This window comes from Arsenophonus sp. PmNCSU2021_1, from assembly GCF_036919435.1.
GTDB lineage: Bacteria > Pseudomonadota > Gammaproteobacteria > Enterobacterales > Enterobacteriaceae > Arsenophonus > Arsenophonus nilaparvatae.
Genome location: NZ_JAZHPL010000009.1, coordinates 253,601 through 268,154, shown reverse-complemented (window position 1 = coordinate 268,154; position 14,554 = coordinate 253,601). Strand labels below are relative to the sequence as shown.

Here is a 14,554-nt window from a genome sequence, read left to right as displayed (position 1 = left end):
GGACTGGCGGTACTAGCAGTGATTATTGTCCTTGCGGTCGGCGCGGTATCCAAGATGTTTAACAAAAGCACGTTAAATGACGAAATTGCCAATGTGCAGTCATTAGCGACCCAGACGCGCGGGATGTTAAAAACCAAAGGGGAATATGCCTTTACCGGTGGTGCTAAAATGACAGGAACATTAATTCAGTTTGGTGGCGTTCCCTCTGGGATGACGATTAACGGGGAGAAATCAAAAGGGGATGCCAAAATGACGAACGGCTGGGGCGGTGAGGTTATTGTTGCGCCTGAGAAGGTGCAAGGTTCACAGAACAATAAAGGATTCTCAATCACCTACAAGAATGTGCCACAAGAAGCGTGTAGCGTGATGGCAACAAAACTCAGTAGCAGCACACTGTTGAATGAGGTCTCTATCTCTGGCAGCAACAATGTTGGCGTGGTGACCGCAGAGAAAGCCTCCACGCAGTGTAAACCCGACAATGGCTCAAACGGCGTCAATACTCTCGTTTTTAAATCGAATAATTGATTTATTCTTCCCTTTTAAATTTTAAACGCCTTTTAATGCAGAAAGGGTGGGGGTTACTTTTTCTGCATTCAGGGAGTAGATATTGTGAAAACACTGTTTTTTCTGATGGTCTTTGTTTTAACTACAGCGGTACAGGCGTTTTGTTTCAATGAGGCCGGCCCGTTATATCAAATCAACCCAAAACTGCTCAAGGTGATTGCCCAGCAGGAAAGCAGCCTGTCTGCAAATGCCATCAATCACAATCGCAACAAGCAAGGTCGGGTGTTAAGTGTGGATTACGGGCTGATGCAGGTGAATTCGGTGCATATCCCAAATCTTAAAAAGCTGGGCATCATCACAGATTATCAGGATTTGCTCAGCAAACCTTGTCTTAACGTGAAAATTGGCGCGTGGATACTGGCGCAACATCTTAAAAGATGTGGGGTTAACTGGAATTGTCTTGGCTCATACAATGCCGGCTTTCATCCACGAAGCCAACACAAACGTCTACGCTATGCAAAATTGATTTACCAAAGGTACGTTCAGTGATGTCACTCCTTCTTTTAAGCATTTTGCTGCAGTGCGCGGCAGTTGTCATCGCAAAACACTTTCTCGATAAACATCAGGAGCAACCCCTTTCAACCCTCGGTAATTTCCTTCCGGTGATAGGGGGCGTTTTTACGCTATTGTCTTTTTTGTCTGCACTCGGTTGCCCCACTATGACGCATACACTGTTTTCATTAATGTTTTACGCTTTTTTGGCTTTATTTTTCTATCTGGATGCGACGAGTCGTTGTCTACCTCGCTGTTTCACGCTGGCGTTTGGGTTAATCGGCGTCGGCTTTCGTTTTCTGTTATACCATGAGACGGTAATACTCGCCTTGTTCACCGCGTTAAGTCTCTTTAGTGTGCTGTGGGGACGGCGAACCCTAGCTCATCGTCAAGATGGACACCCAAAGTTTGGTTTGGGTGATGTCTACCTGATGGCGGGATTGGGGATGTGGCTATCCTTGCCTATTGTGCTCTGGGTCATCATAGGCGCCGTCTTTTTGGCGGGGATTTTTTGCTGGTAAGAAGATTATGGTATCCAAAACGGTGGCAGCAGGATGTCAACTTTCGCCGCCTGCCGTTTGCCCCGTTTTTGTGTTCAGTCGCAGCATTGATACACTTGTATCCCAAAATAGGGGATTTCATGTAGTTTAAAGTTTCCCTGCGGCACTCAGCGCTGTATGGATCGTTTTAAATGGTAGTATTAAGGATAACTTGGCATCAATCACCAAGGCAACTCCACCAACCTGAGTAGCAACCAACAAACACCTCCTTCCAGCGGCCAGCAATAGCTGAGCGCCTAGCCCGAGCCCCTGAACTGAAGAGTCTACAGCTAGACGACCAAGCCGAAAGACTGGCACATCATGTTGAGCCAGACCGCGTTTAATCACCTCAGGGACATCCTTATAAGCAATGGAAGCTTGGACTTAGACCGTAGTAGCCCAATATTTTTTCATTGTGTTCGTTAACAGCAAGATAGGTTTTTGCCCCGCGTGACGATATAGAAACTGATTCAACACCTCATGGCTCTTCGTGCCAGATTGGTAGTGTCATGATTGCTTAGGCAGGGCAAATGCTGCAGCCATCAATTTCTCATTAGGTGCCGGAGGATTATCTAAAAGTTCCATAACATGCAAACTGTCTCTTCTGGTCAGATTCAACCGCTCATTTTCATCAATAATCTTCCGTGCTACTGACAGCACATTGCGGAGTACAAACTCAGTCAAGTTGGTGTGTTGCAAAGCCGCTGCACGTATTAGCAACGATTTTTCTTCTGATGCTATACGTAACGACATACGATCATTATTTTCAACAGGTATTTGAGGCATAGTTAAACCATCCTTTTTGTGCATTTTAAAATTGTACATTAAGGGGTGTGTGTCTGCAAGATTTTATGTCATCTCTGGATTTCCGTATTTTTTCTGGAGGAATAGTGAAAGTGCCAAAAATAAGGCTTTAACCATGAAAATCACGTGAACTGCAATAGAGGCAATTTGTTAACAAAATGTTATATCTAGAAATTCCGTTTTTTCGCTGACAAAACATATCTTTTTCACGAGTTTCGCACGGGCATATAAAATTCTAGAAATGGCTTCAGAACAATAATTAATCTGTAACTTGGTAAGACGTATAAATTTACTTAAATTACAATAAGTTATTTTTAATTTATGAGATTTTTTCTATTTATATATTATGCTGAATTAAACTTAAAAATAGAGCGCTTTTTTATTGGTGCGAAACTCGTGTTTTTAAGCCTTTCGCGGTGATTTTTGCCTGAGTTAAAAAATTCAATTACCGATAACCACCATTATGTTAAATCAGGGCAAAAAGCGAACATTCTCACCAATGCACTGCGAGTGCGAATTCTCAACTTTCGCACCCTGACCAAAGCCGCACTCAACCCTAGGTGAAAACTCTCAGGGCCAGTGGACTGCGAAACCACCAAGTCAACCCGCCACACCAGTGCACTACGTTCGCAATCTCTATACCACACGAGTTTCGCACGGGCATATAAAATTCTAGAAATGGCTTCGGAACAATAATTAATCTGTAACTTGCTAAGACGTATAAATTTACTTAAATTACAATAAGTTATTTTTGATTTATGAGATTTTTTCTATTTATATATTATGCTGAATTAAACTTAAAAATAGAGCGTTTTTTTATTGGTGCGAAACTCGTGTACCAGACTGAGCTACGTTAACTGATTTTTCTTTAAATCCCCATCAAGCCCAGAGCTGGCCTGGCTCTACAGCGTTCTACCTAAACAAGGTCAAAACCACCCCTCCGGGCTGTTATCTGATATAGGCTTGTTTTTAATACCTAACGCCTCCCAAGGCTTCAACTGCTCAATTGACGTTGCAATAATTGGCCTACCGCCGCCATGACTAATCTTGCCGCCTCTAGCACCCCGTATGGCCTGTATCTCTTGCATATGCGTCCTAGCTACTCTGCAAAGGTTTTCTCAGTGAAGCGCTTGTGCGTCCATTTAGCGATGCTCTTCGCGATCGCTTTCACCTCTGGCTCACTAAGGGGAACGGGGAACTGGACGTTATAGCCCATTGCACGCTCAAAGCACGCAGCAAACCACTGTGCGAAAGCAGGCCAGCCACGACGAATAGCCCTATACGCCCACTTGCGCGTTTTCTCAAAGATAGTGCAGTTACGGCCTAACCCATAGGTTGACTCAATAAGGGGTGCATTCGCAGCGCTTAAATCGAGGTAATCGGCAAGCTCATCCAGTGTGTACGGTTTGTGTCGCCATTGTGTAACTTGCCAATCTGCATGATTAGGGTTCTTGCAAAGAAGATTCCCATAGTTAGGGTCAGCACCCAATTTAACTCGAATCCCACGCTGTACCGCTGCACCGTATTTCAATGCAGCCATGCTTCCATCTGGTGCAGTGCGAACGCCGGGGTTGACGATGTAGTATCCGTGCGCCGTAGCAGTATCACGGCTCATAGCACTAATATTAAACGGGGGGCAACCTCTTTCATCCCAACCTATAGCGCCACCTTGGTAATCAAGATCGTAAGCAAATACAACCATTGAGTGAGGTGGATTATGCTGAATGTAGCGCTTTAAGATGGCTTGCGCTTGAGGCAAGATTCGCACTCCACAGCAAAAATCATCGGTGCAGTAAGGCTTGCGCGGTAGGTTCTGGTTGAAGTAGTCGAGCGCTTGGTTACTCAAGAGCACCAAACTTATGGCAGATCTGTTGTTTTAGGCTAGACATGTGATATTATTCTCCCGTGATTTAGCTTCACGCCAGTTAGACGGTACAGCCCTAAATAATCATGACGTTCTGCCAAGAATTCATATGGTTTTTAGGGCTTTGCTTTTTCTGCACATACTTTACTCAAATCTCTTCATAATGTCATCTCCGTTGAAATCAGCGCGATAACGCGTTATATTCCATCCGTTGCCACTAATGGGCAATCAGGGTTAAGAGCCTGAATGTACAAGCGGACTACCGCTTATTAATGCGGTTTTTTTATGTCCGTCGTAAACCGAAGTTGCGTCTGCACATTATGGCGAGGCGTAGCGGGGGAGCCAAAAGCTCGCCGGTTTCTTGTACGCCGGTCTCTTAATCCTGTTACGTCTCGCCACCCCGTTTAAGAGCGGCTTGGTGAGGTTTCACAACCTGTACAAGAGGCCGCAATTATGGCTACCATTCAACCTTGCTCTAAATTCATTGATACTTACTGGATTTTTCCTAAACACTCGACAGCGCCTTACGGCAAAGTGTCATTTACCCATCAAGATTGCCGCACCTTCCACGCACTGTTTAACGATAGTCGCCTTATCTGGGCTGGACGTAAGCCAGTGATGGAGGACGCGGCATGAGAACCTTCGACGTGAAGCACGTAGAACAATTCAGCAATGTATTTCCTGAACTGACCACTAAAGAGCAACTTGAGACAGCAATGTTATTCTCTCTTGGGCTATCAAAGAAAGAGATCGCATCTGCTAGGAATGTTGCATATAGAACTGTGGAACATTCACTTGAAGACATCAAAGCAAGATATGATCTTTATTCACTAAACGATATGCTTTCAATATTTCAGGTTCGCTTATCGTTTCTTGCTTTATCTGGCTGTTCAGTGAAAAAACAATAAATTCACTCCCATTTATCAATGGCAAAAATCATGACCAGTGCTGTTGTGCTGGTCTTTTTGGCGTTGAAGAAAAAGAAATTAACTACGGGGATTTTCCCCCATGTATGAATTTTCTAATTGTTCAATACTAATCACTCAATACGTAATGCTTCAAATTTAAAATTATAAAATTTCCTCCACCTCATGCTAGCACCAGGGAAAATTTCAAACCAGCTTCTTCCTTGCTGGTTTTTTTATATCCTTTATCACCAGCCAGATTGATTGACTCGATGATTAACTCTATCATGGTGAAAAGGTAAGGAGTATTGATGACTTCACAACTTTCGCACCATGACGGATTTTTTAAGAAGTTCCTCGGGGATTTATCCGTTGCACGGGATTTTTTAGCTATCCATTTGCCGGAACATCTACGCCAACAATGTGACTTAACCACGTTAACCATGTGCTCAGGCTCCTTTATCGAAGACGATTTACGGCCTCACTGTAGCGATATGCTTTACTCACTTAAAACAGTACATGGGGAAGGGTTGATCTATTGTTTAGTTGAGCACCAGAGCCGCTCTGAACCAATGATGGCCTTCCGTTTGATGCGTTACGCCGTAACCGCTATGCAACGCCATTTGGAGCAAGGAAACAAGCAGTTGCCCGTGGTGATCCCGCTTCTGTTCTACCACGGCACTAAGTCACCCTATCCCTATACCACACATTGGTTGGACTGTTTTAGCGACCGTAAACTCGCTGAATCTGTGTACGCTCAGGCATTCCCACTTGTTGATCTGACTGTGATAGAAGACGAGGAAATTTTAAGCCATCGGAAAGTGGCGCTGATGGAGATCGTCCAAAAGCACATTCGCACCCGTGATATGCTAGAATTAGCAGTAGAAATCGCTAGTTTGTTGGAAACATGGCAATTTTCCAAAGAACAGTGTAATACTTTGATACAGTATCTATTATTAGCGGGAAATACAGCAGATGGCGATGTGTTTATTCGTAAACTTGCAGAACACGCACCGACTTATCGGGAGGATTTTATGACAATTGCAGAGCAGTTACGCGAAAAAGGCAAGCAAGAAGGCTATCAGTTAGGCCAGAAGGATGGTGAGAAAAACGCCTCGCATAAAATTGCCAAACAGCTTCTATCTGATGGTGTAGAGCGTGCAAATATCAAACGCTATACTGGGCTTTCAGATAGTGATCTAGATAAAATATAATTCAATAAATCATTTTATTTCTCTAGACGGTGATGCGTTTATTCGTAAACTCGCAGAAAACGCGCCAAGCTATCGGGAGGATTTTATGACAATTGCAGAGCAGTTACGCGAAAAAGGCAAGCAAGAAGGTTACCAGCTAGGCCAGCAAGATGGCGAACAAAAAGGCTACCAGTTAGGCCAGAAGGATGCTTCTACTAAAATTGCTCAACAACTGCTAGCCAATGGCGCAGAGCGCAATCTGATAAAGATTGCTACTGGGTTGTCTGATGAAGAGTTAGATACACTTAAAAGTTGAGAAAGCAGAATGCTTATTAGATATAAGAATGATTTACCAAAATCTTTTTCTATAGATAATTATAATGATTTTGATAACTTAAATGATGTGGATTTTTATAATCAATTACTTTTGCGTTTTTCTATAATGTTTATGGAATCGCCAGATAATTTAAATGAAAAAATAGCTGAAGAGTTATTTCAAGGTATTGTTACAAACAGTAAATACTTCGTAGATATTTTTGATGATAAAGAGGTATTTGATGAAGAAGATTTTCACTTTTATGAGAGAAGCACTAGGTGGCAAAGAAGCTCTCTAGAAAATTCCATGTTTATTCATGCTTTCTTAAGAGAAGATCTTGTTCTTAAGCGCCCCAACTTAATAAAAACAAGATCACATTCATTAAAAAATAGAATCGGTAATTTTGATCCAAACACATTAAGTAGCATCGGGCGATATTTTTTAAGTGAAAATAACTGTATTCATGGTGATGTTTATTTAAAAATAAACGTCAATCATCCTGATGAAGATCTTCTACAAGAGTTGCTTTATTTTCTCAGTTCTTGGAGAAAAACACTTAACATAGAAGATCCAAATAAAAATATCGTCATTCAATCATGGGATGTAGTTAAAGCTAAATTAATTAAATATAAAGCAATACCCTTAATTGATTTATGGATATGGTCAGATATTACTGGCAATAGAATTAAAAACGAAGTGTTAGCAGTAACACTTTATCCGGAAGGCGAATACGGATCCAATAACATAGCCCAAACGATAGAACCTTTTTTAGATAAAATCTTGTCATTTTTTTCTATGAAAAAATTTAAGAAAGAAATTCTAGAGAAATAAAATCAGAAAATAATTCCACTAAAAAAATAGCGTTTTTCCTTATATTTCACACCTCTACAAAAATATAGACAATCTTCTACATGTCGGAATAACCATGATGTGGAGAAGAATGCTAACCATCTTTTTTACCCCCCAATCTATATGGCTATAATGAGCTTAATGGTTATGTTGATACCATCATCATAACGGAAGGCTACGCAACTGCATTGACCGTTGATATGGTAGCGGATGGATATGTTGTAGCAGCGGTAGACGCTGGCAACCTATTGTCAGTAGCAGAGGAGTTTCGTCAAAAATACCCTAATGCAGAGATTTACATCGCTGGCGACAATGATATCAGCTATGAAGGTAATGTCGGCAAGGAAGCAGCAGAAAGAGCAGCTAGAGCAGTCGGTGGAAAATTTTCTCTACCAAAAACCGATTACCAATGTGATTGGAATGATTACTTTCAAGCTGAAGGTATTGACGCTCTAGAGAAAGAGTTTAATGCAAACCTTAGATCTCCGTTAAACAAATCAGGTAGACCATTAGCTAAAGAGAAAAAATCACCCGTCACTGAATTTCCTTGTGATTTAGAGATTAACGAAAAAACAGGAAAATACCAAAACACGTTCAGAAACATCTATCTAGTAAGCTCGTGTGCAGAAATAACAGGCTTTAATTTTGGGTACGATACATTCCGGTCAGCAGAAATGATTTTGATTAACGATTCGTGGGTTGAAATTAATGACAATATTGTTTCAACCTTCCGTTTGCGTCTTGAGGAATTGGACGTTGAAAAAACACCAAAAGATGATACCCGAAGCGCCGTTAGCTTGATTTGTGAAGAAAACAGTTTTGATAGCGGTATCGATTGGATTAACTCGCTTACTTGGGATGGCAAGCCAAGAGTGAAAAAATTCTTTAGCAAGTATTTCTTGGCAAGCGGTCATTCAGAATACGTTGAGGCAGTCAGTCAATATACATGGACGGCTCTCGCTGGGCGTATGGTTCAAGCGGGTATCAAGGCTGATATGGTTCCACTGCTATACGGTGAACAAGGCGTAGGTAAATCTACAGGCATCGAAAAAATGTGCCCGTTTCCTGATGCTTTCACTAAGGTTGACCTAACCAAGAATGACGAAGACCTGGCTAGAAAAATCAGAGGCTGCGTGATTGCTGAGTGGGAGGAGTTGAGAGGTTTAAGCGGTAGAGACAGCGAGTCAACAAAAGCCTTCATCTCTGCGACAACCGATAAGTGGATACCCAAGTACAAAGAGTTCGCTACGACCAATCCGAGAAGACTACTGTTCATCGGGACAACCAACAAGCAAGAAATTCTCACTGACTCTACGGGAAATCGTCGGTATCTACCGCTTCATGTTGGCAAAGTTGACTTTGAAGCTATTGAGAATGATAGAGATCAACTTTGGGCTGAGGCTCTCGTGTTGTTCAAAGAACACAGCATTATGTGGCAGAAAGCAGAGCAGCTAGCCAAGAAGGAGCATGAACAGTATCGCGTGCAAGACTCATGGGAAGATGATTTGTACCAATACCTTGAGATTGGAACCAAGAAAGAGATGCAATTCGTGTCTACCGAATCTCTGTTTAGTAGGCTTGGGTTGATTGTTGGGAGTACTAATAATACCTGAGTTCGGGATAAGAAATAAAGAGAAAGTCTTGATATTCAAATAGTTGAATGAGCCTGTTTTGTTAAAATACTCTAACAGTCTGGTTAAAGAGTAGAGCATTGTTAAACAATTATGGAAAATCTTACTGAACTTTATTGCCTGATGGATGATTTTTGCAAAGACTTCGAGCCAAAAATGCATGAATATTTGCTGACTAACGGTACTAAGCGTCGTAGACGGTCTACTCAGCTTTCGTTGGCGGAAATGATGACACTGGTTGTGTTGTTTCATCAACTCCGATTCAGGCAATTCAAGGTATTTTATCTCTATTATGTCCGCTTATATCTCCGGAAGGAATTTCCTAACTTGCCATCCTATTCACGCTGTGTAGAGTTACTTCCGCGTAGTGCCTTAGCGTTAACGGCACTGTTTGAGTCAATTAAGGGAAAATGCACGGGGCTATCGGTTGCCGATTCTACTCCGATAGCGGTGTGTGATAACTTACGGATCCGCAGACATAAAGTCTTCAATGGGATAGCTGAACGGGGAAAAAATTCAACAGGTTGGTTCTTTGGTTTCAAGCTTCATGTAATTATCAATCATTTGGGGGAAATACTCAGTTTTCGACTCACACCAGGAAACACCGATGATCGGAAACCATTGCCTGAGCTGACAAAGGATCTTTCTGGTTGTTTGTACGCAGATAAAGGGTATTTATCGGCTTCACTGAAACAGCAACTCAAAACGATGGGAATTAGCCTTATAACGAATATCAAGAAGAAAATGAAGCCTATTAAACAGACTTGTTTCGACAAAGCCATCTTGCGTCATCGTTCTGTCATTGAAACGGTATTTGATGAGTTAAAAAATCTTTGTCAAATAGAGCATACGCGACATCGCTCTCCGGCTAACTTTGTAGTGAATTTATTAGGCGGACTGGTTGCATATTGTTTAATGCCATCTAAACCAAAGATACCTGTTGCAGGTACGTATCTTCAAGTATAATTGATAATGCTTATCCCGAACTCAGGTTAATAATCGTCATGCTGAAAGATTGAAGGCAATCATGCATAGATTTAGTTATCAGAAAGAAAGAAGACGCATTGATGGAGAAAGAAAACATGGATATTTTAAAATTTAACATTGAGAAAGCAATATTTTGATAACAAACACAAAGCTAATTAGGGTGGGACAAGGTCGGGACAGCTTGGGCCACCCCCTGGGACACCATATATTTGCTGTCCCACCCGTCCCGACCTTGTCCCACCCAATGTCCCTACCTCATTTCATTAAAAAAACTTTTATAATCATATTCTTATATTAATAGTCCCACCCGTCCCATCCTAAATAGCCAAGAAGTACTGGGAGAAATTTAATTGGTTATAAAGCGTACAATTGTATGCATAATAAGCTATTGCAGTATATTTTCTATGCAATTAATTACTCTGGGTAAAGGTAGAGGGTTTTTGGGTGGGACACCACTACATAACTGAGCATTGAGTTAAATATTTAGCTCAGTAAGAAAGGGAGTATCAGAAGGTGAGAAAGTAAGTTTTTTTCTTTGGCGGACAGCAGTTGATCTTACGGGAAAGTAGTATGGGTGATTTGCACCAGAATGGAGGGGTGATTCTGATCATACCTTCACGTCATAGCGAAAGCACAACCATAAAGAGTGAGAAAGTTACTAAAACACCACTTTCGCACTGAGAATGCACTCAAATGAGAATCGCGGTTTTTGTAACAAATAAGCAACATAAAGATAGACTACTTTCGCAGGGGAAGAAGTGCACTTTCGCACCCTTGGGAAGACATTCTCAGTGAACAGCCTTAGCGTAATGCGGGTAAGCGTCATTATGTCAAATAGCATTCGATTTTAGCAAATTAAGTGTTGCCGCCTTCCTATCTCCTTTAAGTCCACTTTTAAAACGATTAATTTAATCGAGGAATCTTCATGTCAGAAAAAAAGAAACTAAAAAAAAACGATATCCATCGTGGATTTGTCTCGCTCGAGGTATTAGGCGTGCTGGTGATTGTGGCGATGGCTGCTTTATTAGGTGCGGAGAAATACAGCGAATATCTGGATGAGCAGGAGTGGGTCGTCGCGGCACGTCATGTCAGCCAGTTTAATGAAGCCGCAAAGCAATATATTGCTGACCATCATGATGAATTACTCAATAAACCACTACCTTACCGTATTATTCCTTCCATACTAATAAATACGGGATATTTGCAAAAAGGGTTCGCGGATAAAAATGGTTTAGGTCAGCAGTATGTGACCGGTGTCGTAAAAAACAGCGCCAAAAGCCAGCCAGCATTACAGGCACTCACCTGTAGCGTACAGGGTGATACCTTGTCTGAGAAAGGCATGCGACGGATTGCTGAGCTGATAAACGGCATGGGTGGTTATGTTAACGAAAAAAATATCGCTATCGCGGTTTACGGTGGCTGGACAAGCCAGCCAAAGGATTTTGGCCTCGATTGTCGATATGGACATATTGCCATTGCGCTATCATCGGAAATCTTGGGTGGTGTATTACAGGAAAGCGACAGGCTGTATCGCTTTCAGGTTAAGCATAAGCCTGAGTTAAACCGTATGCACACCCATATCGATATGGGCGGTAACGATCTCAATAACACTAATACTGTTAATGCTAAAAATGGGCATTATTCGGAAGAAATCAATGCAGGTGGCAATATCAAAAGTCAAGGCGGCTGGTTGATAACGCAGCACGGGAAAGGCTGGTTAAATGAATCGCACGGCGGCGGCTTCTACATGGACGATGACGAATGGATACGCGCTGTCAACAACAAAGGTATTACACTAGCGGTCAAATAAAAGGTGGCACAGTACGCGCAGATGGCCGCTTATCAACGGGGGATTTTTTACACCTCGATAAAGTCGTCGTTGAAGGTTCATCCTGTCCATCCAATGGATTAGTGAGTCGGGATGCTAAAGGTGCACTCCTTTCCTGTCAAACCGGCAGATGGACAAAAACGACTGGATTTGGCCCCATTTCCTATCATGAAACCAATTCTGCCACTAAAAATATTGGCTCACACGAGTTCTGTGCGATTGCTGGATTTAAGCTACCTGGCAAAAATTGGAATACCATAGCCTGTCATTTGGCATTAGATGGGCATAAAAACTGGATTTTATCAGGTAGCCCGCAAAATTTTGTGCACTTCCAATGTGAAGCGATTTGTATTAATTAAAAAATCTACTTACCCTGATTCACCCATATCAATTTATCGACGGGGAAATTAAGTTCTCTGGCAAGATTTAGCAAAGACTCCGTTTCCGCAGTCTCCAGTCTAGGTGTGCGTGAAAGCAGCCAAAGATAGTTTCGACTCGGCCCTGCCACCAGGGCATAACGATATTCTGGATGGAGCGCTATCACATGGTAACCCCCATAGAACGGCCAGAAAAGGAAACTTTCAGTGACCCCTTTTTCGGTAAACCTACAAATTTTGCTTTACCAATACTTTTTCGCCATTGATGCAGCTCGGGTAAAAATCCCCGATTAATGACTTTCACACTTCCGTCGGGATTAAGCATGTAATTGGCGGTAACCCGTTCTAGCCCACGCATAAAACGATTGTCTAATCGGGCAATTTCATACCAGAGCCCGAGATATTGGTTTAAATCGAAATTTTCTACAGCCTTTACACCCTTTGGCGCAGACATACTACAAGAGAGAGATAGCAAAGAAGATATTAGTAAATACAGGCTTCTCCATAATTTCATATCACGTCAACCTTATAACCATTTTCAATAAATACTCAATCAGCGTAATTCAAACCAACTTGATAGGAAAGTCATTATGAATAAAACCCTCTTCACGGCAGCATGGCTATTACTTGTAGCCAGCATTCCCGTCTCTGCTCAAGAAAAAGTCGATTCTGATGACCCGTGTACCGTTGTGTTGTGTATGTACGGGAAGCTACAAGGCAGCAATCAAAGTGAGTGTAGTGGCGCTGTCCGTAAATTTTTCTCCCTTAGAAAATTTGGACGGTATGGTTTTGATCCATGGAAAACCTTTCACGAGTTTCGCACCAATAAAAAACGCTCTATTTTTAAGTTTAATTCAGCATAATATATAAATAGAAAAAATCTCATAAATTAAAAATAACTTATTGTAATTTAAGTAAATTTATACGTCTTAGCAAGTTACAGATTAATTATTGTTCTGAAGCCATTTCTAGAATTTTATATGCCCGTGCGAAACTCGTGTAATAAAAAGTTCTTTTGTGAATATCAGTCAACAACATGTTTTAACTATTAATGATGTGATCTGGGAGTGCTTTGTCCATCAAACAAAAAATGGTCAAATAGTTGATGCCCTGTTTGAAGCCTGTAGATCCAATATCGACAAGTACTCAAGGGCAGAGTTGGTAAACATCAATCTAATAGATACATTTCAGCCTAATTCTTATGTCAAGCAATTATTAAGGGGCGCCGAGAAGATTGGTGACATAGACGGTCGTTCAGTCTGGTTCAATCCACATGGATATTACTTTTGCTGGGACAAGGAGACGGAATACCTGCTAGAAAGCTGGTTAACATTTCCGGCTTATCCTATTCATTGGTAAGGAAGTCATTTATGAAAATGAGTTCAATTAACACCATCTATGATTTTATGCGGTACTGCCGGATGCCTCTTTATTTTCAGCGTTCAATCAGAGACATGAAGGTCGGTGATACCTTTATACTGGGTAAATATACACAACCTGCTTCAAAATATAACGTTAAATTTCATGTTCCCCATCGTTTATCAGACGATGGCGAAGTGCATTTTGTCGCTGAAGCCTGGATAGAAAAAGAGCGGGGTTTTTTCTCTTTTTATGCCACATGGACGTTTCCAACAAAAACTGAACGTGGCTTCATCATGACCGCAGGGGAATTTAGGGTACATAAAGGGGGACTTATCGAGTTTGATAAAAAAGATAATGCATATGATGCGGTTAAACATTTTGCTCTGGTTTGCCGATATCTAACGCATATGCTTAACGAAATGACTTATGAAGACAAAAAAGTTTATTTTGAACACGAGTTTCGCACCGGCATATAAAATTCTAGAAATGGCTTCAGAACAATAATTAATCTGTAACTTGCTAAGACGTATAAATTTACTTAAATTATAATAAGTTATTTTTAATTTATGAGATTTTTTCTATTTATATATTATGCTGAATTAAACTTAAAAATAGAGCGTTTTTTTATTGGTGCGAAACTCGTGTTGAAATGAAAAGTATTCCTTTATTCAATGGAGTCTGGCTGGTAGGGATTTTATTGAAAGAAGACCCGGAGCAGTCGAAGTCGATGGCAAAATAAAGCCTGTTTGGGTTAGCTATAAACATTACTTACCTACGCACCAACTTTCAGCCATTGTAGAGGCTGCTTCTGCCTTGGAATTATTCGACATCTAATCTAACTAT

At 41.3% G+C, this 14,554-nt stretch carries 16 protein-coding genes and 3 pseudogenes; 14 read left to right on the top strand and 5 right to left on the bottom strand.

From position 1 onward, the window contains the following. The first annotated feature begins 54 nt into the window (after window positions 1-54). The 3 genes from V3224_RS21240 (at window position 55) to V3224_RS21230 (ending at window position 1,577) form a co-directional block, all read left to right on the top strand. The gene (locus V3224_RS21240) at window positions 55-525 is read left to right on the top strand and encodes a type 4 pilus major pilin (RefSeq protein ID WP_334472542.1); all 471 of its coding nucleotides are present in this window, start codon (window positions 55-57) and stop codon (window positions 523-525) included. 105 nt (window positions 526-630) lie between these two features. Beyond that, entirely contained in the window at window positions 631-1,053 is a 423-nt protein-coding gene (locus V3224_RS21235; protein WP_334472771.1) for a lytic transglycosylase domain-containing protein, read from the top strand. Further along, complete coding sequence (locus V3224_RS21230) at window positions 1,053-1,577, top strand: prepilin peptidase (protein ID WP_334472541.1); 525 nt, start codon at window positions 1,053-1,055, stop codon at window positions 1,575-1,577. Before V3224_RS21235 ends, V3224_RS21230 begins: the two co-directional genes overlap by 1 nt. A gap of 126 nt (window positions 1,578-1,703) precedes the next feature. Here the strand turns inward: V3224_RS21230 and V3224_RS21225 are convergent. From V3224_RS21225 to V3224_RS21210, 4 genes and pseudogenes are all read right to left on the bottom strand, one after another. Next, a pseudogene (locus V3224_RS21225) lies at window positions 1,704-2,106 on the bottom strand (GNAT family N-acetyltransferase). Beyond that, window positions 2,103-2,381 carry a type II toxin-antitoxin system TacA family antitoxin gene (locus V3224_RS21220; protein WP_334472540.1) on the bottom strand — a complete coding sequence of 93 codons (279 nt, stop codon included), beginning with the start codon at window positions 2,379-2,381 and terminating at the stop codon, window positions 2,103-2,105. The pseudogene V3224_RS21225 and the gene V3224_RS21220 overlap by 4 nt, the downstream one beginning before the upstream one ends. A gap of 944 nt (window positions 2,382-3,325) precedes the next feature. Continuing rightward, window positions 3,326-3,487, bottom strand: coding sequence for a hypothetical protein (locus V3224_RS21215; protein ID WP_334472539.1), 162 nt, complete (start codon window positions 3,485-3,487; stop codon window positions 3,326-3,328). 11 nt (window positions 3,488-3,498) lie between these two features. After that, entirely contained in the window at window positions 3,499-4,245 is a 747-nt protein-coding gene (locus V3224_RS21210) for a replication initiation protein (RefSeq protein ID WP_334472538.1), read from the bottom strand. 471 nt (window positions 4,246-4,716) lie between these two features. Between V3224_RS21210 and V3224_RS21205 the strand changes: the two genes are divergently transcribed. The 8 genes and pseudogenes from V3224_RS21205 (at window position 4,717) to pilV (ending at window position 12,331) form a co-directional block, all read left to right on the top strand. After that, on the top strand, window positions 4,717-4,899 hold the full coding sequence (locus V3224_RS21205; RefSeq protein WP_334472537.1) for a hypothetical protein: 183 nt from the start codon (window positions 4,717-4,719) through the stop codon (window positions 4,897-4,899). Continuing rightward, the gene (locus tag V3224_RS21200) at window positions 4,896-5,171 is read left to right on the top strand and encodes a helix-turn-helix transcriptional regulator (RefSeq protein ID WP_334472536.1); all 276 of its coding nucleotides are present in this window, start codon (window positions 4,896-4,898) and stop codon (window positions 5,169-5,171) included. The genes V3224_RS21205 and V3224_RS21200 overlap by 4 nt, the downstream gene beginning before the upstream one ends. Before the next feature lie 308 nt (window positions 5,172-5,479). Next, complete coding sequence (locus V3224_RS21195) at window positions 5,480-6,382, top strand: Rpn family recombination-promoting nuclease/putative transposase (protein ID WP_334472535.1); 903 nt, start codon at window positions 5,480-5,482, stop codon at window positions 6,380-6,382. Window positions 6,383-6,467: 85 nt separating this feature from the next. Further along, on the top strand, window positions 6,468-6,677 hold the full coding sequence (locus V3224_RS21190) for a hypothetical protein (RefSeq protein ID WP_334472534.1): 210 nt from the start codon (window positions 6,468-6,470) through the stop codon (window positions 6,675-6,677). Between the two features lie 9 nt (window positions 6,678-6,686). Further along, window positions 6,687-7,508: a DUF6387 family protein gene (locus V3224_RS21185; protein ID WP_334472533.1), complete on the top strand. Its 822-nt coding sequence runs from the start codon at window positions 6,687-6,689 to the stop codon at window positions 7,506-7,508. Between the two features lie 176 nt (window positions 7,509-7,684). Further along, window positions 7,685-9,139, top strand: a complete 1,455-nt coding sequence (locus V3224_RS21180) for a VapE domain-containing protein (RefSeq protein ID WP_334472770.1) — start codon at window positions 7,685-7,687, stop codon at window positions 9,137-9,139. A 111-nt stretch (window positions 9,140-9,250) separates the two neighbouring features. Beyond that, window positions 9,251-10,123: an IS982 family transposase gene (locus tag V3224_RS21175; RefSeq protein ID WP_334467716.1), complete on the top strand. Its 873-nt coding sequence runs from the start codon at window positions 9,251-9,253 to the stop codon at window positions 10,121-10,123. Between the two features lie 946 nt (window positions 10,124-11,069). Beyond that, window positions 11,070-12,331, top strand: a pseudogene (gene pilV, locus V3224_RS21170) (shufflon system plasmid conjugative transfer pilus tip adhesin PilV). Between the two features lie 5 nt (window positions 12,332-12,336). Here the strand turns inward: pilV and V3224_RS21160 are convergent. After that, window positions 12,337-12,863: pseudogene (locus V3224_RS21160) on the bottom strand (lipocalin family protein). Between the two features lie 76 nt (window positions 12,864-12,939). Here V3224_RS21160 and V3224_RS21155 point away from each other — a divergent pair. The 3 genes from V3224_RS21155 to V3224_RS21145 all read left to right on the top strand — a co-directional run bounded on the left by V3224_RS21155 (window position 12,940) and on the right by V3224_RS21145 (window position 14,187). After that, the gene (locus V3224_RS21155) at window positions 12,940-13,212 is read left to right on the top strand and encodes a kikA from plasmid origin (protein WP_334472530.1); all 273 of its coding nucleotides are present in this window, start codon (window positions 12,940-12,942) and stop codon (window positions 13,210-13,212) included. Window positions 13,213-13,366: 154 nt separating this feature from the next. Further along, window positions 13,367-13,708, top strand: a complete 342-nt coding sequence (locus V3224_RS21150; RefSeq protein ID WP_334472529.1) for a hypothetical protein — start codon at window positions 13,367-13,369, stop codon at window positions 13,706-13,708. A 62-nt stretch (window positions 13,709-13,770) separates the two neighbouring features. Then, window positions 13,771-14,187 (top strand): hypothetical protein, encoded by a 417-nt coding sequence (locus tag V3224_RS21145; protein ID WP_334472528.1) that lies wholly within the window; start codon window positions 13,771-13,773, stop codon window positions 14,185-14,187. Window positions 14,188-14,554 lie beyond the last annotated feature (367 nt).